Origin of the sequence: Priestia sp. FSL R5-0597 (assembly GCF_038006305.1) — a bacterium.
GTDB lineage: Bacteria > Bacillota > Bacilli > Bacillales > Bacillaceae_H > Priestia > Priestia zanthoxyli.
Genome location: NZ_JBBOUZ010000001.1, coordinates 3,357,428 through 3,374,740, shown reverse-complemented (window position 1 = coordinate 3,374,740; position 17,313 = coordinate 3,357,428). Strand labels below are relative to the sequence as shown.

General features: G+C 40.3%; 19 protein-coding genes. 11 read left to right on the top strand and 8 right to left on the bottom strand.

The genetic code is table 11. The features are described from left to right. The first annotated feature begins 11 nt into the window (after positions 1-11). Together MKX72_RS17615 and MKX72_RS17610 are read left to right on the top strand one after the other, a co-directional pair. Positions 12-1,646: a PEP-utilizing enzyme gene (locus MKX72_RS17615; RefSeq protein ID WP_155007809.1), complete on the top strand. Its 1,635-nt coding sequence runs from the start codon at positions 12-14 to the stop codon at positions 1,644-1,646. Continuing rightward, positions 1,633-2,952, top strand: coding sequence for an MFS transporter (locus MKX72_RS17610; RefSeq protein WP_235918730.1), 1,320 nt, complete (start codon positions 1,633-1,635; stop codon positions 2,950-2,952). The genes MKX72_RS17615 and MKX72_RS17610 overlap by 14 nt, the downstream gene beginning before the upstream one ends. Positions 2,953-3,039: 87 nt before the next feature. Here MKX72_RS17610 and MKX72_RS17605 read toward each other — a convergent pair whose 3' ends face one another. Both MKX72_RS17605 and MKX72_RS17600 read right to left on the bottom strand, forming a co-directional pair. Then, on the bottom strand, positions 3,040-3,507 hold the full coding sequence (locus tag MKX72_RS17605) for a hypothetical protein (RefSeq protein ID WP_063247484.1): 468 nt from the start codon (positions 3,505-3,507) through the stop codon (positions 3,040-3,042). A 74-nt stretch (positions 3,508-3,581) separates the two neighbouring features. After that, positions 3,582-4,712: a GerAB/ArcD/ProY family transporter gene (locus MKX72_RS17600; RefSeq protein WP_028414702.1), complete on the bottom strand. Its 1,131-nt coding sequence runs from the start codon at positions 4,710-4,712 to the stop codon at positions 3,582-3,584. Between the two features lie 160 nt (positions 4,713-4,872). Here MKX72_RS17600 and MKX72_RS17595 point away from each other — a divergent pair, with 160 nt between their 5' ends. The 5 genes from MKX72_RS17595 to MKX72_RS17575 all read left to right on the top strand — a co-directional run bounded on the left by MKX72_RS17595 (position 4,873) and on the right by MKX72_RS17575 (position 9,314). Beyond that, positions 4,873-5,358 (top strand): DUF2306 domain-containing protein, encoded by a 486-nt coding sequence (locus tag MKX72_RS17595; protein WP_155007810.1) that lies wholly within the window; start codon positions 4,873-4,875, stop codon positions 5,356-5,358. Between the two features lie 81 nt (positions 5,359-5,439). After that, positions 5,440-5,922, top strand: coding sequence for a GNAT family N-acetyltransferase (locus MKX72_RS17590; RefSeq protein ID WP_034264432.1), 483 nt, complete (start codon positions 5,440-5,442; stop codon positions 5,920-5,922). A 2-nt stretch (positions 5,923-5,924) separates the two neighbouring features. Beyond that, the gene (locus MKX72_RS17585) at positions 5,925-7,004 is read left to right on the top strand and encodes a DNA alkylation repair protein (protein ID WP_155007811.1); all 1,080 of its coding nucleotides are present in this window, start codon (positions 5,925-5,927) and stop codon (positions 7,002-7,004) included. 43 nt (positions 7,005-7,047) lie between these two features. Beyond that, positions 7,048-7,242 carry a hypothetical protein gene (locus MKX72_RS17580; RefSeq protein WP_328141124.1) on the top strand — a complete coding sequence of 65 codons (195 nt, stop codon included), beginning with the start codon at positions 7,048-7,050 and terminating at the stop codon, positions 7,240-7,242. 416 nt (positions 7,243-7,658) lie between these two features. Further along, positions 7,659-9,314: a M14 family metallopeptidase gene (locus MKX72_RS17575; protein ID WP_155007812.1), complete on the top strand. Its 1,656-nt coding sequence runs from the start codon at positions 7,659-7,661 to the stop codon at positions 9,312-9,314. Between the two features lie 22 nt (positions 9,315-9,336). On the opposite strand, the gene MKX72_RS17570 is transcribed toward MKX72_RS17575, so the two are convergent. Next, positions 9,337-9,492 (bottom strand): intracellular growth attenuator family protein, encoded by a 156-nt coding sequence (locus MKX72_RS17570; protein ID WP_155007813.1) that lies wholly within the window; start codon positions 9,490-9,492, stop codon positions 9,337-9,339. A gap of 81 nt (positions 9,493-9,573) precedes the next feature. Then, positions 9,574-9,912, bottom strand: coding sequence for a general stress protein (locus tag MKX72_RS17565; protein WP_033580172.1), 339 nt, complete (start codon positions 9,910-9,912; stop codon positions 9,574-9,576). Positions 9,913-10,134: 222 nt separating this feature from the next. On the opposite strand from MKX72_RS17565, the gene MKX72_RS17560 reads away from it, so the two are divergent. Both MKX72_RS17560 and MKX72_RS17555 read left to right on the top strand, forming a co-directional pair. After that, positions 10,135-11,004: an SDR family oxidoreductase gene (locus tag MKX72_RS17560; RefSeq protein ID WP_028414695.1), complete on the top strand. Its 870-nt coding sequence runs from the start codon at positions 10,135-10,137 to the stop codon at positions 11,002-11,004. Between the two features lie 32 nt (positions 11,005-11,036). Then, positions 11,037-11,261, top strand: coding sequence for a hypothetical protein (locus MKX72_RS17555; RefSeq protein WP_028414694.1), 225 nt, complete (start codon positions 11,037-11,039; stop codon positions 11,259-11,261). A 43-nt stretch (positions 11,262-11,304) separates the two neighbouring features. Here the strand turns inward: MKX72_RS17555 and MKX72_RS17550 are convergent, their stop codons facing one another. After that, positions 11,305-12,162: an STAS domain-containing protein gene (locus MKX72_RS17550; protein WP_154973911.1), complete on the bottom strand. Its 858-nt coding sequence runs from the start codon at positions 12,160-12,162 to the stop codon at positions 11,305-11,307. A gap of 165 nt (positions 12,163-12,327) precedes the next feature. On the opposite strand from MKX72_RS17550, the gene MKX72_RS17545 reads away from it, so the two are divergent. Beyond that, complete coding sequence (locus MKX72_RS17545) at positions 12,328-13,269, top strand: magnesium transporter CorA family protein (protein ID WP_034264451.1); 942 nt, start codon at positions 12,328-12,330, stop codon at positions 13,267-13,269. A gap of 177 nt (positions 13,270-13,446) precedes the next feature. Here the strand turns inward: MKX72_RS17545 and MKX72_RS17540 are convergent, their stop codons facing one another. From MKX72_RS17540 to MKX72_RS17530, 3 genes are all read right to left on the bottom strand, one after another. Next, on the bottom strand, positions 13,447-13,749 hold the full coding sequence (locus MKX72_RS17540; RefSeq protein ID WP_016764991.1) for a hypothetical protein: 303 nt from the start codon (positions 13,747-13,749) through the stop codon (positions 13,447-13,449). 19 nt (positions 13,750-13,768) lie between these two features. Then, positions 13,769-14,074 carry a hypothetical protein gene (locus MKX72_RS17535; protein WP_230624686.1) on the bottom strand — a complete coding sequence of 102 codons (306 nt, stop codon included), beginning with the start codon at positions 14,072-14,074 and terminating at the stop codon, positions 13,769-13,771. Positions 14,075-14,202: 128 nt separating this feature from the next. Further along, positions 14,203-15,414 (bottom strand): AGE family epimerase/isomerase, encoded by a 1,212-nt coding sequence (locus tag MKX72_RS17530; protein ID WP_155007814.1) that lies wholly within the window; start codon positions 15,412-15,414, stop codon positions 14,203-14,205. 347 nt (positions 15,415-15,761) lie between these two features. Here MKX72_RS17530 and MKX72_RS17525 point away from each other — a divergent pair, with 347 nt between their 5' ends. After that, positions 15,762-17,096, top strand: a complete 1,335-nt coding sequence (locus tag MKX72_RS17525) for an SH3 domain-containing protein (protein ID WP_155007815.1) — start codon at positions 15,762-15,764, stop codon at positions 17,094-17,096. Positions 17,097-17,313 lie beyond the last annotated feature (217 nt).

The following is a 17,313-nucleotide window of genomic DNA, read 5'->3' as shown; positions in this document are numbered from 1 at the left end:
GGGGAAATCAAATGAACGTATTATCTGCATTTCAAAACGACCTATTTTTAAGTGAGGAAGAAAAACAAACGGGGTTTTGGGTACAAGATAATTTACATATCGCACATGCACTAAGCCCTTTATACGCTTCTTTTCAGCTTCCGGCAATGACGTATGGGACAAAGCAAGGTTTTGAAACGTTAAAACTGCCTATTGCTCAATTTGTAGTGAAATTAGCTGATGGAAAAATGTATCAGCAAAATATCCCGTTTCCCGGTGACGTAAATGATCGCTTAAAGGAGCACCAAGAAGCAGTGAAGCCGCTGTTGCCTCGACTTAAACCTAGATTATACGAGTACGTTAATGAGGTGTTTTTACCTTTTTATACGGAAGTCAAAAGAAATGCAGAACGTCCTTTATCTTTAAAAGAAGCAGGAAAAAAAGTAAAAGAGCTGCATGATTTTTATAAAAAAGCTTGGCAGCTTCACTTTGAAATTGTCATGCCAAGAAGTGATTTAGGAATGATTTTAGAAGAGCTATATGGAAACTTGACCGGAGACGCGAATACCGCTTACGTATATGATCTGCTGGAAGGCGTGATGAACAAGTCACTTGAAAGTGATCAAGCACTGTGGGAACTAACTGACACGGTAAAGCGTTCCGGCCCGTTAAAACAAGCTTTTACGGAACAAAGGTCAGAAGAAATAGAAGCAAATCTATTAGGCACAGCTGAAGGCAGAGAATTTTTAAAGAATCTGCAAAGCTTTTTAAATGAGTATGGCTATCGTTCTGCAAATTCGCACGAGTTTATTGATGAGACGTGGGTAGAAAATCCTTTACATGCGCTATCGATTATTGCTGGCTATGTGCGTAAAGATTACGACTTCAAGAAAAATTATGAAGACGTCGTAAAAAAGAGAGAAGAAAGCTATCGTGATGTACTCGCAAACATGCCGGAGTGCGAAGAAAAAGAGCAGTTTAAGCTGTTTTATGGATGGGCTTTGGACGCATGGGGGTTGGATGAAGATCATCATTTTTATATCGATGCGATGCTGCCTGCTACAGCAAGACTTTTTCTGCTGAATGTAGGAACTCTTTTAGCTGATCACCAAGTGATTCATCAGCCTCAAGATATTTTTCATTTTTATTACGATGAATTGCTGGAAGTATTAAAAAAACCCGTGGCATCTCATGAACTTATCGCCAATAGAAAGCAGGAGTTTAAAGAAAATCGTCATAAAAAAACGCCGCCTGCTTATGGAACGCCTCCTCAAACAGGAGAAGATCCTTTATTGGAGCGGGTATTCGGAAAAATGGGGCCTCCAGAAGTAGATGAAACGCAAAAAATCTTTAAAGGAAGTGCCGCTTCAAGAGGTGTTTATACGGGAGTGGTAAAAATCATTTCAGATCCAAGTCAATTTTCTAAGCTTAAACAAGGAGATGTTCTTGTATGTGAAACAACAGCACCTGCTTGGACCACGTTATTTTCGCTTGCTGGCGCGATTGTAACCAATGCAGGAGGAATTTTATCTCATGCAGGAACAGTGGCTCGTGAATATAAACTTCCAGCGGTTCTTGGCACAAAAGTAGCCGTGGATCTACTAAAAGACGGAGATGTTGTTACCGTAGACGGAACTAACGGAGTGGTGACGATTGAACAGCAGTAAGCCGTCTTTGATTATCTTTTCTATTTTAACGGGAACTTTTTTAATTCCCGTTAATTCCACTATGATTGCGGTAGGCTTACCGTCTATTGCCAAAGCGCTTCATCTTTCCATCGTACATGTATCAGTAGTGGTAACTATTTATTTAATTGTGATGGCAGTTGCTCAGCCCATTGCGGGGAAACTTGGGGATTTATATGGAAATAAAACGATGTTCGTAGCTGGAATGATTATTTTTCTAGTGGGATCTGCCGCCTGTGTGTTTTCATATAACTTACTTTCGCTCACCGTTTTTCGAACGCTGCAAGCATTAGGAGGTGCACTGGCTACTCCTAATGCAACAGCGATTATGAGACACAGTTTACCAAAAGAAAAGCTTGGAAGAACGCTTGGGTTATTTGGATTATCAATGGGGCTAGGAGCAGCTGTAGGGCCTGTATTAGGTGCTTTTTTAATCAAGTATCTTGGATGGACGTCGATTTTTTGGTTTAACGTTCCTTTTGCTGTGTTATCGCTGATTTGTTCATTTATATACGTGCCGTCTAACGTAAAACAAAAAGCAAAAATGCTGGATATAGTGGGCGCTTTATTGCTTGGAGTAAGCATGACGAGCTTTACGCTAATGCTGACGCACCGTGATTTGTTTAATGCTTGGACTATTTTTATATGCATAGCGTCTATCGTTCTTTTCATTGTGCAAGAACGCAAAGTCCAAGAGCCACTGATTGATTTTAAGCTTTTTAAGGTTCGTCCCTTTTTTTCGTCAAATCTTTCTATTCTATGCAGTAATTTTATGATGTATAGTACTATTTTGTTTGTTCCTCTTTTGCTAGAGAAGCAGTATGATATTCGTTTAATTGGTTTGCTTCTTTTCTTTTTTTCATTAGCCATGTCTATTTCTTCTTGGCTAGGAGGATTGTTAGCGGAAAAGGTAGGGAAAGAACATCCGATCCGATTATCGTTTCTTATTTCACTGCTTGCGGCGATGCTTTATTTCCACTTAGCGAATGCATCCATTTCTTATACCATTGTATCTTTATTAGTAGGAGGAGTGGGAGCAGGAATCGGTGTTTCATCTATGCAGGCTATGAATATTCAATCTGTCAAAAAAGAGCAATCAGGGACTGCATCGGGCATTTATTCCACTTTTCGTTATATTGGAGGAATGTTAGCGTCAGCTGCGGTGAGCTTGTTAGTAGGTACTACTGGTCTATTGGTGGTTCTATGTATAGCTGGAATAGCAGGATTTCTTGTGTCGTTAGTTGGAAAAGAAAAGCAAGTTTCCTTGTCCAAAGACGTTTTTAAATAAAAAGGGAATAGCCAGCGGAGAAGCAGACATTCGTTTTATTGCGCGTGCTGAAAATGATGATGTGCTGGTCCAAAGGCTATTCTATTTTTAAGTGATCGCTCTTTTTTCAATTTTACACACCCACCGGTAATACTGCACCACCATCCAAAACAACAGTGGATTTAAGAGGAGCGAATACCACCACGTCCACCATCCGTAGTGAAAATAACCCCAAGGAGCAGGGAGAAGAGCCACTACTTCATAAAGTAAAACAGCAACCGACCAAAATAAAATATAGGCGGCTTTTTTTGTGAGTTTCCCGGCAAGGGGATAGTAGGTAAGAAAAAGCATGTTTACAGGCGGAATGAGAACAGTATAAGCAAAAATACCTTGCCAGTCCGTCTCTTGTGTAAAATACCAGTAGCCGTGAAATTTGAAATTAATAAAGACGTCAAAGATGTGCTGAGCAGCAATGGTGAACATCCAAATGTGTACAATTTGATTTGCTGTGAAGCGCTTGTTTGTTTTAAAAGCAAGAACGTTAAATACTAAAATAGAAAGAATTAATCCAATCATATTGGTTCTCCTTTTGGCTTCTTGACTATATTGTATAATTTTAGGAGATTAAATCCAATAGAGAAATGGACATACTACGAATTTTCTGCGGTCTTTTTCACAGTGACGGACTGTACTTTTTTTCGATTTCTTAAAAAGGCGATCACGAGTAAAAAAGCAGGAATGACAATTTGAAACGGAAGATGTAAAGTGAACGGAATAATTTTTAAACCTTCATAGACATGTTCGAAATAGTTTTGAGCAAGAGACAATGAATAAAACAAAATGACCAAGCCGATTGGAAATACAAGCGGTGACGGGTTTTTAAGCTCAAACACGTGAGAAAGGCCCAGCACGGTGGCGTAGAAAAACAGACCGATTTTAAAGAAGCCGCCAGTGATTAAAGCCACCATAAAAAACACATCAAGCCGCTCTAAAAACCCTGCAAATTGAATGCTTTGAACGGTGCTTAAAAGCGGAAAAGCAGACCTCGATGTTAAGGTAACGCCCAGCACACCTATATTCACAATCATTGTGATCATAAGATTAATACCGTTTAATGTGATTGCGCTGAATACAATCAGAGCGGTCTTTTTCACATTTTTTGTATACGGGAAAATCATTGCAAATACAATCACTTCACCAAAAGGAAAATAAAGTGTTTGGCTGTAGGCAACGCGAAGCACCGGAGCGATGCCTTTTTCAAGAATCGGCCGCAGGCTTGTAAAATCAATGAGGCCGGAAACAAAGATAAGAATAAAGCCAGCAACGGCGAGTACGTAAATGAAGAAAAACAGCAGTTCCGCCGAACGTGCCATTACTTCAATTCCTTGGCGAACGGTATAGATAATTCCGAGCATCAGTAAAGCGTTCACTATAAAAAGCGGCGTATCGGGATAGACGAACGTAAGAAGCATCGCGCCAAAATCGCGCAGCACCCGCGCGGCTCCATTCGCAAAATATAATATGTAAAGAAAAGCAAGTATGCGTCCCGGCACTTTTCCAATAATTTTTTCGATATACTCCGTCAGGGCTAAATCCGGATAATAGCGGTGCAAGCGATAATACATAAAAATAAGTGCATAGCTGCTGATCATACCAACTAAAATAGCAATCCAAGCATCTTGCTTAGCGTCCATTGCTAAGCCGACCAAAAAGGCGCTGCCAATCTCAAAGAGCGTAATTAACACAAACAGCTGCCATCCGCTAATTCGAGCTTTTTCCACTGCCTATCCGCCTCCTTTTCTACAGCTAGTATGCGCTTTTTAACGTGAAGCATATGCATCATGTAAGTAAAGAGTCGGAAAGGAAATAGGGATATTTTGTTAAAAACTAAGTGCGCTAGCCGAAGATATAAGAGAGAAGTACGTAAAAGGAGAGAGCGTATTGGATTTATTTGAAGTTATATTGAGTATCCATATTGGACTCGGAATGATTTGTTTGCTTTCAGGAGCGGTGTCCATGTTAGCGGCTAAGAAAAAAGGAGGGCATACCAAATGGGGAGAAGTGTACCACGGTGTTTACGCAGCCCTAGCCGCTACAGCTATCATGTTAGCGATTTGGAAATGGAATGAAATTGCCTATTTATTTTATATTGCGGTGTTTTCATACGGATTAGCGGTATACGGGTACTTAGCACGCAAGCAAAAATGGAAGAGCTGGCTTCAGTATCATATTCGCGGGATGCTGGGGTCTTATATCGGAGCGGTTACCGCGCTGCTTGTGAATATTGGAGACAGTATTCCGCTGTTAAATATGCTTCCGCCTCTTTTTTATTGGTTTTTGCCGACGATTATTGGCAGTCCGCTTATTTACTTAGTCGGAAGACGCTATCGAAAAAATCCTTCCGCTTCTAAAAAAATATCATACTAACGAAAAAAGCCTTTTCTCTATAAAAGGCTTTTTTCTATGGCGAACATTTGTGCTATGATAGAGAAGCAAGGAGGATACAGCATGAAAGAAAATCATCAGTTTACCATACATACAGATAAAGAAAAGCTTGATATAGATGTTATCTACTCGTACCTTCATCATGAATCATACTGGGCAAAAGGAATTCCGTTTCATCTTGTTCAAACATCTATTGAACATTCCGTTTGTTTTGGCGTGTATGATGAGTGCGATAAACAAGTAGGGTTTGGACGGATTATTTCAGATTTTGCGACGTTTGCTTACTTGGCGGATGTGTTTATTCTTCCGCACGCGCGAGGCAATGGCCTTGGAAAAGCATTGATACAAGAAATGATTCGCTATCAGCCGATTCAACACGTACGAAAAATTTTACTAGCGACAAAAGATGCTCACGGTTTGTACAGTCAGTACGGATTCAAAGAAGTCAAAAACAAACAGCTGTTTATGCAAATTTTTAAAAAGGGCATGTACGAGCGGGCGCTTTATTCAAAAGAAAATAAAATACTGCCTGGAAAAGAGGGATAGGTATGGCTGAAGAGTTACGTAAAAGCGTATTTAATGAAGAGTTGATTACGCACTTAAGCGACACTTTTTCACGTGAAATGAGCTCATTTGATCAAAAAGCGTTTCATGAGCTGGTTTTTCAACAGGACTGGGAAGACTTAGCGCTGAAAGAGCGCATGAGAAGAATTACGCTTTCCATGCATGAAGTGCTGCCAGATGATTATGAAGAAGCGCTTCATATTTTATATAAAGCGGCTCCAACGGTAGGAGGGCTTCAAGGCACGATTTTTCCAGATTACGTTGAACTATACGGATTAAACGCTTGGGAAGCTTCCATAAAAGCACTCGCGTTTTTTACACCGTTTTCCACATCAGAATTTGGGGTGCGTCCGTTTTTAATTCAAGATCAAAAACGAATGCTCCAGCAAATGATTGAGTGGGCAGGAGATGAAAACCATCATATTCGCAGATTAGCAAGCGAAGGGAGCCGACCTAGACTTCCGTGGGGACAATCAGTACCTGCGTTAAAGCAGGATCCAAAACAAACGCTGCCGATTTTAGAGCAGTTAAAACGCGATGAATCGCTCTATGTCCGCAAAAGCGTAGCCAATCATTTAAACGATATTTCGTACATAGAAAAAGATTGGATGCTTGATGTGATGAAAAGCTGGTACGGAAAAGATGCTAAAACCGACTGGATTGTTAAACACGCGTGCCGTTCACTGCTGAAAAAAGGAGATTCTGAAGCTCTGTCTCTTTTTGGCTATGGAGATGACCCAGGCGTAATTGTCACAGGTCTTGGCTTACATCCACATACGATTACAATCGGTGATAGCATTGACTTTTCATTTGAGCTATCCGTGGAAAAACCCATGCCGCTTCGCATAGAGTATGGAATTCATTACGTAAAAGCAAAAGGAAACCGCACTCAAAAAGTGTTTATGCTAAAAAATGTTCAAGCAAAAGCAGGCCAAACGCTTACCGTCATAAAAAAGCATGCATTTAAAGATTTAAGTACAAGAAAACATTACAGCGGTACGCATACGCTTTCTGTTATTGTAAACGGAGTGGTAAAAGCAGAAGCGGACTTTGTGATCGAGTAGCTCTTTCCTTATGGAGAGAGTTTTTATTGAAGAGTTTAACTATATGAAAAAAGGAAAAGTCGACGTGCACTACGATCTGGGCGCGACTGTTAAAAACAAAGAAATGCCTCTCGCTCCTTCCGATCAGAAATTAAAAAACCTCCAAAAGGTCGCGAGGCATGGAAAGCTCGTCATTACAAGAAATAACAAAGAAATTGGTCGATATGATTTAGAGACGTTAGAATCTGTAAAGAACTGACTAATAGTAGAGATAGCTGCACGGAATACGACTCAGCTTACAATAGCTCCTAGGAGAAGTCCTGAATTTTATAACAGTTCATACATAAAAAAAAGAGATTAGGACAAAAATAGTTTAGCTGAAGTGAAAAATGAACCATTGATCAACATGTTTGATTAGTGGTTCGTTTTTTTGTTAGGTTGAACAAGAAGTCCGAATTGTTAATCCAGATTATTTGTCTTCATATTGAATTGATTCTGCTATGTCTCAATCCTTTTTTATATAAATGCACTCATTTGATACATTAAAAATAGTCAAAAAGGTTCAGCTCCCTTATCTTGAAGTTATTTCCTTAAACGGTATAATTATTTATGTAACATTTTAAATATTTAAAAAATTTAAAATGTCTAATCAAGGGGATGGGGAGGAGTAAATGAATGAAAAAAACTGTAAAACGAACGGCCGTGCCGGCGATTTTGTCAATTGGATTATTGCTGTCGCCGCTTGCGGTACAAGCTGAGATGCCTTACTACGGAAAAGACTACAGTCAGCCGGAAAAAATTAAAGCGCTTTATCCAGAAATAAAGGTGGATGAAGCAACGCCGGCATTTCTGAAAGGGCAAGACGCATTTACGACTCAAGAAGAAATGATGAGCTATGTTCAAACGCTTGCTCATAAAAGTCCGTACGTAAAGCTGAAGATTATTGGTAAATCACAGCAAGGGCGAGACATTCCAGCTCTATATTTTTCGAAGGAAAAGAAGTTTGCTGATGGAAAGACATCTAAAAAGCCAACGATTTGGCTTCAAAGTCAAATTCATGGTAATGAACCGGCAAGCGGTGAATCCGTACTCGCCGTTGCAACGCGTTTGACACAAGACTTTGGAAAAGATGTGTTAAATAAAGTCAACATTGTCATTGTGCCACGCATTAATCCTGACGGATCTTATGCATTTAAACGTCAGCTAGCAAATAATTTAGACGGAAACCGCGACTACATAAAGCTTGAAAGCCCGGAAGTACAGAGCGTACGAGCTGAATTTAACCGTTTTTCACCAGAAGTCGTCATCGACGCTCATGAATATACGCCTTACAGCAGCGGATTTAAAAATATCGGTAAAGAAGGCGTGTGGAAGTATCACGATATTTTACTGCAGTCCGGTCGAAACTTAAATATTCCGCAGAACATTCGCGACGTGTCGGATGAGCTGTTTGTGAACAGTACGCTTACAGCCATTGAAAAGCAAGGCTATTCAGGAGAAGTATACTATACGTCTCAAGTGAATAAACAAGGGCAGCTGGAAGTAGAAGAAGGCTCAGTTGAACCGCGAATCGGCCGAAACTCACTAGGCTTGTATCCATCGTTTTCATTTTTAGTCGAAAGCAGAGGAATCGGCATTGGTCGAGAAGATTTTCCGCGGCGAGTGAGTGCGCAAATTGCTACACAAGAAAAGCTGATTACACAAACAGCCAATCACGCCAAACAAATTAAAGCGCTGATTGCCAAAGAAAAAGCGGCGCTTGTCAAAAAAGGCAAAAATGCAAATGATCATGATCCAATTGTGGTGAACAGCGAAAATAAAAAAATACCAAACTCGACGTTAGAAATGGTTGATGTGGAAAGCGCGTTTGTTAAAGAGATTCCTGTGACGTACTACAGTGCAAAGAAAGCAACGCCGACGCTTGTACGCGAACGTCCGACTGCTTACCTTTTAAAACCGGGACATGAAGAGTTAGCAGAAAAACTGCAGGGACAAGGCGTAAAAGGCTTCAAGTTAACGAAAGAAACGGCTCTTTCAGTAGAAGCGTATAATGTCAGCAGCCGCATTGAAAATGAAGTCTACGAAAATAAACCAAATGTGGACGTGCAAACAATCGTCAAGTCAAAAACGGTGACGTTCCCAAAAGGAAGCTACGTCTTTTTAACGTCTCAGCCGCAAAACAATTTATTGTCTCTATCGCTTGAGCCAGAATCTGTGGACAGCTTCACAACGTTTGGTTATTTGCCTTCAGAAGTAGGACAAGAACTTGATGTTTACCGGTTTACGCGTTCCATTGAAAAATCGCCCTTGCAAAAAGAATCCCGTAAATAATGAAAAAGCGTGGAGCTTGGCTTCACGCTTTTTCATTACGATCACGTGACTGCTGTCGGTTTTTTCTTCTTCTAGAAAAGAAATAAATAAAAAAGCCGGCTAATACAAGAAGTGTAATAAGAAGAATACTAGTAGGAAAGTAAAGAGAGCCTATCTGAATGCCCAAGTAGTTTAACATTATCATAACTTCCTTTCTTGATAAAAAATGGTTTATTTTACTAAATACCCTTATAAGCTAATAGAAAACGTTTCAGCTGTTTTAGTAGGGAATGGATTGACTCTGTGCGCCAACAACCACGACATGACCTTGTCTCATCTCTTCTATATACCGGTTTGCCTCCCTGTTAGATAAGCCGAGTGAAGCCATCTTTGAAAGAAGCTCATCTTCTCTTGAAAGAAGCATATTGACCGCCGTTTCAAAAATACCTTGCTCTGCCATTCTGTACTTTTTTGTATGTGTTGCCTCCGTTAAATGCTGAGCCCATTCTTTATCGTAGGCCAGCAGATAAATCTCTTTGCTTGTAAATCCTTTCTTTAAAAAAGAACGGATGACGCAGACTGCCTCCTCTTGGTTTTCTGCTACTTGAATGTGTTTCATACACGAACCAAACCTCCTGATAAAAGATATTTCCGAAATACATCTTCTACTCATCATGTAGCCTTTGTTTCCAACTTTAAACTTGTTTTCTATCAATTTTCTCAGATAGTAAAAGAGAATAGAAACATCATAAATTTTCAAAAAAAGATGTTTGAACTTCAAAACAGAAGGCTAAACCTAGACTATACTAAAAAGTTCCATCAAAAATAGGAGGAGATTAAAATGAATTTACAAGATCAACAAACACAAGGCCAGCCCGAGCAAACGCAAGACCGCCAGCCGGGTATCGAAAGTGAGATGAATCCTCTCCCTATTTATGAGGATGACAATTACATTGGTACAGGAAAATTAAAAGGAAAAGTAGCGCTGGTTACCGGGGGAGACAGCGGAATTGGACGAGCTGTATCCATTGCTTATGCGAAAGAAGGAGCGGACGTAGCCATCGTTTACTTAAACGAACATAGCGACGCCGAGGAAACAAAAGCCCGCATTGAAGAAGAAGGTGTAAGATGCTTGCTGATTGCAGGAGACGTAGGAGACGAATCATTCTGTAACGAAGCGGTAGAAAAAACGGTGAGTGAGCTTGGAAAGCTAGATATCCTTGTGAACAATGCAGGAGAGCAGCATCCAAAAGAAAGCATTAAAGAAATTACGAGTGAACAGCTTGAACGAACGTTCAAAACGAACTTTTATTCATACTTTTATTTTACGAAAAAAGCGCTTGATTATTTAGGAAAAGGCAGTGCGATCATTAATACAACGTCCATTAATCCTTACCGCGGGAATCCTCAGCTGATCGATTATACGGCGACAAAAGGTGCAATTAACGGCTTTACGCGCAGTATGGCGCAAGCGCTTGTCAAAGACGGTATTCGTGTGAACGGCGTAGCGCCGGGACCAATCTGGACACCGCTTATCCCGTCTACTTTCTCAAGTGATAAAGTAGGAGAATTCGGTACAGATACGCCTATGGGAAGACCTGGGCATCCTGTGGAGCACGTAGGCTGCTATGTGCTGCTAGCTTCAAATGATTCATCTTATATGACGGGTCAAACGCTTCATGTCAACGGCGGAGATTTCATGAACACATAATTGCTTCACCTATTATAAAGGAGGAGAAAACGATGGGAGAGCGCCAGAAAAGATCTATTTCAAATACACCAAAAAAACGAGATGAAACGGAGCAGCGTGTAACAGATCAAGACGAAACGTTGTTTGAACGTTTCAAAGAAGAAGAAACAGTGGATCCTATGCCAATGGAAGATATAAGACTTGAACAAAAAGAAGAGAAAAATAAAACGAAAACAAAAGATGAATCGGGTTCTGAAAACATTCATCATCGAAAATAAAAAACAGCCTTCTCGGGCTGTTTTTTTTATCTGTGTTTCTATATTAATGAGCATTAGAAGCAATGACAATTTTTGAATCATCTTCTAATGCCTGAGCAAGATTCGATTTAATTCGTATATGGTCAAAACTTAAACCAAGCTGCATCGCAGTAGTGGCTAATTCAGGACGAATGCCCGATAAAATCGATTTAACGCCAATTAAATCAAGCGCATTTATCAGCTGAAACAGCTCGTGCGCGACCATTGTATCGATCATCACCACTCCTGACAAATCAATATACAAATGAGAGATTTGCTTCTCGGCACACTGTTTTAACGTGCTTTCTAGGATCATTCTGGCCCTTGCCGTATCAATATCTCCAACTAACGGTAAAAGAGCCACGTCTTTTTTAATCACAATAACAGGTGAACTTAATTCATGAATCATTTCCTGCTGAGAGCGAAGGCGGTTTGAGGCATATTCCTGCGCTTCTGTGATGAATTTCAAAATAATAATATCAAATACCCGTACTACTTTTTCATTCCACATATCGATATGCTGCTGAGTGATGTCATCATGAAGTTCTGCAAATCGGCGAATATACTCACAGTATTGTTTGCGGACGTTCATAAATTCTTTAATAATACTTTGAATGGGGGTTCTGAGATGCTGTTGGTCTTTGGCAACTTTATTTAGCCACGTGTTAAAAGAGTCAAAAAAGCTTTTTTCATCTTCTATAAAGACGTTGCTAATATATAAATGAAATTCATAGTTTTGCGCTTTTAAGCGTTGAATGACGTCAGGGTCATTAGAGGTATATACGCCTTCAGAAGATGTTTTATCCAAAGATTCATACCATTCTTCCGTCATAGTTGGTGCGCTTTCTAGCAGATAAGAACGTAAAGCGATATCTTTCTTCACTGTTATTCTCCTCTCAAACTGATAAAACATGCGCAGGTGCGCAACGTATTTATTATAGCATCTTTTTTATAAAGATGGATATGAAATGTATGTTTATTTTGCGTGTGAGGTTTTAAGTGATTGTATATAGGGAAAAATTTTAATAAAAGGGGAAAGAGGGAAAGTATGAATACCGTGACGAGCGATCAGTGGAAATGGTATCAGTTTGATTTAGAAGAAGCCGATGGAATAGCTGATATAATCAAAGACTATCAGTATCCAAGAGATGAATGGTTTTGCCAGCAGCTTCAAAAGGAAAATTCTAATCATATTCAAGTAGATGTAATAGGAGAAAGTGAGCTCATTTATGGTTCACTGATTTATCATAAGAAGTCGTTTGATCAAAAAAATTACGATTCGTTTCATTTTTATATTACTGAGGAATTTATTATAACGGCAGGAATCGATTTGAAAATCCTTGAGAACACCAATCATGAACGAATGATTGAACGCATGAAGCAGGCTGCTAACACGGCGGAAAGTTTTTTTATTCTTTTAGGCGAAATTATGAAAAAACACTTAAATGGGTTTGATCAGTTTGAAAGTCATTTCAGAGAGCTTCTGTGGGAAGTGCGCCATAATAATAACATCGACGTGTTAGATGACATTCATAAAGCGCGGTATGACCTGCTTATATGGACAAATTTAATCAGTTCTGTTCGAGAAGTTACCATGGGAATAGAAGAAGCGTTTCATAAAAAAATTAACCAAACGATTCAATATCAGCGGATGTGCAAAAAAATCGAAATCGGCTTAACGCTAATTGAACAATATCAAAAAGAATTTGACGCGTTAATTAAATTAGAAGAAGTTGTGTCGACTCATCGAGGAAATGAGATTATGAAAGCTTTAACGCTGCTGACAGCCATCAGTACGCCTTTAACGGCTTTTGGAGCCCTTTGGGGAATGAACTTTAAAGGGATGCCGGAGCTTGATTGGAAGTTTGGCTATATCTATGCACTCATTTTAATCGTTCTTTCGACCATTGCCATTTATCTCTATTTACGAATGAAAGGGTGGACGGGCGATCTGTTAAAAGGAAGAAAAAAGAACTCATTTTTTAAATAAGCTTTAATAAAAGAGGTTGAGACATAACGAAATGAATCCAATCAACTGCTAGAAGGAACAAAATAGATTAAACTATATTCACCATCACAAAAAACGAACCACTCATCAAACATGTTGATTAATGGTTCGTTTTTCACTTTGGCTAAACTATTTTTGTTCCAGCCTCTTTGTTGTTTGTTATCCTCGCCTCCACGTCGTAGGCTCACCTGAACGAAGGCATCTTGGGAATAAATCGTTTTCTTTTAGCTTTACTTGATTGCCGTTTTCGTCGGTATAGCGACCGGTTTGTGGAACCAATTCTCCGGTTGAAAAGGCATCATCTACGGGCTTCCACGTCGTTGATTCACGTGTGTGCGGGCAAGGTGTAAAAAGATCATCTTTTTGAAAAAGTTTAATTTCACCTTCCGCACAAATGTAAGCGCCCGATTCTGGTACAGCTTCACTCGTTCGATAAATGTTCTGGACGGTCTTCACACGCATCCAACCTTTCGTTTTCTATTTAGTTGTATTTTAGTGTCCCTGTTGTGGCGTCCATGTACGTACGGTCTTCTATAATATCTGAGTCGTCTAGCTTTCTAAACGGAGCGCAGTAGCAGACAACACCCGTCTCGATTTCAATTTCTTGAAATCCGTATGCACGGCAAAGGTATTCACCGACAGCGCTTGGAGATGGATGCGTATCCAACTCATCTAATGCTTCGTTAAACATCGCTAGAAATTCTTTTTTCGAAAACTGCTTCTCATGATGCAGTGTTACTGGGTCTCCAGAATCTGTTCCTTGTGCTAACGCGTAAAAATACATCATCTTCACTCCTTATATATATAGTCGTGCTTTTTATGAAATATAGAAACAATGATTGTTAGTAAGTAAATTCCCTTAAATAAACAAAATAAACGCATTTGGAAGAAAACGGTTTCTTTATGATTGTTATCTTAGAGAGAATTCAGTGCTATCAGCGTTTGATAGCAAGCTGCCACAGGGTGATAATCGGCTTTAGGAGCCGGGCTTTTTTTCGAGCTGTAGCGTTCGTTTTGTTGATTTAACAGCTGATACCAGCCTCCATATGTGTGATCGATAAAGTGTTTCTGAGAGTAGGAGAACAGGGCGTCGTATGCTTTCCAATATCCGCTGTCTCCGGTTTTTACCCCGAGCAGTGAAGCCGCAGAAATGGCTTCGGACATCACCCAGTAGTTTTTATCGGGGTCAATGACCTCTTCTTGAGGAGACAGCGCAAAGTAAAGACCTCCGTACTTAGCATCCCAGCCTTGGTTCCATCCCTTATCAAACAAATACTTTGCACGTTCTGTCATCCAGTTTTCCGAACGGTGCCGATCAAGCCATAAAAGCAGCTTGCTCCATTCAAACTGATGTCCTGGTATAAAGCCGTACGGACGAAATTCATCTTTTGTATCGTTTTTATTGTAGTCCCAATCTGGCTGCCAGTCTGTATCATAATGCTCCCAAATCATGCCGCCAGATCGTTCAGCAAGCTGCTGAGTAACACCTTTTGCAAGCGTGTACGCTCGGTCTACGTATTTTTTATCTCTTGTTGCTTCAAAGGCAGAAAGCATCGCTTCACACATATGCATATTTGCATTTTGGCCGCGGTACAAAGAAGAAGCTGACCACGATGCGTCCCATTCGTCTCGGTAAAAGCCGTGCGCATCTTCCCAAAAGTACTTTTCCATCACGTCATAGACCTGTTCAATTGTTTCTTTTGCTTCTAAAATGCCGGCTTGGTACGCGATGGAAGAAGCTAAAAGAGCAAAAGCGTGGCCATATGCTTGTTTAGAATCATCTTTGACTTCTCCGTCATCGGCTATTTCAAAAAAATACCCGCCGTGCTCTCTATCATAATGGTTGTTTTGTAGAAAATGAATGCCGTGCTGAGCTGCTTCTTTGCACCAATCCGGTCCGTCTAAAAGAGCCCCTACACTGAAGATATAAATAAAGCGCGCCGTACTTACCAAGTGCTTTGAATGCGTGTTGTTGACGGTGCCGTCGTCGTAGTATTCATGGATATACCCGCCGTTTTTTTGGTCAATACAAGCGGGGTAGTAGAAATGAAGCGTATCAAAAATATGCTGTTTTAATGTGTGAGGTTTTCGAAACGCAGTTGAGGAAAAATCCGTTGCCGTGTTCATTTTATCACCATCTCAATCTTTGTTTTTAATTGTTTTTTACCCTAAGCCATTGGGAGTAAACGTAAGGGTTTTTTTGCTGTTTTTGCTCTATTATTCTATTTTTGTTGAAAATGTATCAGTTTGGAAACAAGTTTGAAATATTTTGATATACTTTTGACACGATTATCCGGTATTCTAAAAGTACGTGCTAGCTGGAACGAACAAATGTACAGAGCCTCTAGACGTCAAATGATTTTATTTAGTGTGGCTAGTTTAAGATTGAGCTTAAACATCGGATCCTGTTTTCACTTAATCTATTAAACTGGCAACATGTATTTCTATTATATTTTGCAAATGAGGTATAAAAAATGACAGAAGTGAACAAACAAAGATTTTACAAAAAATTAGCGGTAACAGGTCTTGCTTTTACACTTGTAGGAGCTGGAACTCTTGGTCTTCATTCCTTACATTTTACGGGTGAGCCAACTGTCGCAAGCGCAGCAGCGGAAACCTATACAACCACGGCGAATTTAAATATTCGAAGCGCTCCATCGACGTCCAACGCGATTATTGCGACAGTTAAACAAGGCACACAGCTAACGGTAGTTGGACAAGCAGCAAGCGGCTGGCTTAAAGTAAGCTATCAAGGCAAAACGGGCTACGTAAGCAGTGAGTATGTTAAAAAGTCAGCGAGTTCAACGACCAAAACTTATGTAACAACGGCAAATTTAAATATTCGAAGCGGTCCATCGACGTCAAGCGCGATTGTTGTAACGGTCAAACAAGGCACGCAGCTAACGTCGACAGCACAAGCAGCGAACGGCTGGCTAAAAGTAAGCTATCAAGGCAAAACGGGTTACGTGAGCACGCAGTACGTAAAAGAATCAACGGGTTCTTCTGAACCGGCTCCAGCTCCAGCTCCGGAGGCTTCTGTCTATGTGGCAACGGCGAATTTAAATGTTCGAACAACTGCTTCAACTTCTGGTGCGGTTATGGCAACACTGAAAGCCGGCACACAGCTCGACGTAACGGCTAAAGCAGCAAACGGCTGGCTAAAAATTACGTATCAAGGGAAGGTTGGTTATGTAAGCGGTCAATACGTACGAGCATTAGCTGGGATGAAAGTGGTTTCGAACCCTGAAAGTATACAAGTTGTTGTGAATAAACAAAACAAGCTTCCGGAAAACTACGTTCCGAAAGATTTAGTATATACAACGATTCCGTTTACATTCAAAGAACAAACGGAAAAGAAAAAAATGCGCAGTGAAGCAGCCTCTGCTATTGCACAGTTATTTGCGGGTGCGAAAAAACAAGGCGTTACACTTCTTGGCGTATCAGCTTACCGTTCACATGCAACGCAAAGCGCGCTTTTTAGTTCGTATGTTCAACGAGACGGTTATGATAAAGCGGCAACTTATAGCGCACTGCCAGGCACGAGTGAACATGAAACAGGTCTTGGAATTGATGTAACAAAAGGAGACGGCACATGTGCTGCTCAAGACTGCTTTGGCGGAACAAAAGAAGCAGGTTGGCTCGATGCCCACGCAGCAGAATACGGATTTATTATTCGCTATCCAAAAGGGAAAGACGCGGTAACCGGCTATAAATATGAGCCGTGGCATTTGCGCTATGTAGGCAAACCAGTGGCGCAGGCGATTAAGAGTAAAGGCATTACGCTTGAAGAATATTACGGAATTAAGTAGATTTAAAAAAGAGGCTGGAATAAAAGTAGCTTAGTTGACGGAAGATCCGAACGCGTTTGATTTAGAATCAAACGCGTTCGGATCTTTTTATTGTTGTGGTAAAGATAGCTTTCATGTATGTAGGTGCTTCTAGTGGTTTGTTATGCCTCAATCTCTTTTATTTTTGTTCATCATGTTTACCCTTCTTGTGAAGGAGGGTAGGTAATGATACAAAAGA

Excerpts from the sequence above, each read along its gene's own strand:
- MKX72_RS17590 (WP_034264432.1), top strand. The coding sequence starts at position 5,440 with ATGAAAGAAAATCATCAGTTTACCATACATACAGATAAAGAAAAGCTT.
- MKX72_RS17575 (WP_155007812.1), top strand. The coding sequence starts at position 7,659 with ATGAAAAAAACTGTAAAACGAACGGCCGTGCCGGCGATTTTGTCAATT.
- MKX72_RS17585 (WP_155007811.1), top strand. The coding sequence starts at position 5,925 with ATGGCTGAAGAGTTACGTAAAAGCGTATTTAATGAAGAGTTGATTACG.
- MKX72_RS17545 (WP_034264451.1), top strand. The coding sequence starts at position 12,328 with ATGAATACCGTGACGAGCGATCAGTGGAAATGGTATCAGTTTGATTTA.
- MKX72_RS17605 (WP_063247484.1), bottom strand. The coding sequence starts at position 3,507 with ATGATTGGATTAATTCTTTCTATTTTAGTATTTAACGTTCTTGCTTTT.
- MKX72_RS17565 (WP_033580172.1), bottom strand. The coding sequence starts at position 9,912 with ATGAAACACATTCAAGTAGCAGAAAACCAAGAGGAGGCAGTCTGCGTC.
- MKX72_RS17540 (WP_016764991.1), bottom strand. The coding sequence starts at position 13,749 with ATGCGTGTGAAGACCGTCCAGAACATTTATCGAACGAGTGAAGCTGTA.
- MKX72_RS17560 (WP_028414695.1), top strand. The coding sequence starts at position 10,135 with ATGAATTTACAAGATCAACAAACACAAGGCCAGCCCGAGCAAACGCAA.
- MKX72_RS17570 (WP_155007813.1), bottom strand. The coding sequence starts at position 9,492 with ATGTTAAACTACTTGGGCATTCAGATAGGCTCTCTTTACTTTCCTACT.
- MKX72_RS17535 (WP_230624686.1), bottom strand. The coding sequence starts at position 14,074 with ATGATGTATTTTTACGCGTTAGCACAAGGAACAGATTCTGGAGACCCA.
- MKX72_RS17615 (WP_155007809.1), top strand. The coding sequence starts at position 12 with ATGAACGTATTATCTGCATTTCAAAACGACCTATTTTTAAGTGAGGAA.
- MKX72_RS17530 (WP_155007814.1), bottom strand. The coding sequence starts at position 15,414 with ATGAACACGGCAACGGATTTTTCCTCAACTGCGTTTCGAAAACCTCAC.
- MKX72_RS17580 (WP_328141124.1), top strand. The coding sequence starts at position 7,048 with ATGAAAAAAGGAAAAGTCGACGTGCACTACGATCTGGGCGCGACTGTT.
- MKX72_RS17525 (WP_155007815.1), top strand. The coding sequence starts at position 15,762 with ATGACAGAAGTGAACAAACAAAGATTTTACAAAAAATTAGCGGTAACA.
- MKX72_RS17555 (WP_028414694.1), top strand. The coding sequence starts at position 11,037 with ATGGGAGAGCGCCAGAAAAGATCTATTTCAAATACACCAAAAAAACGA.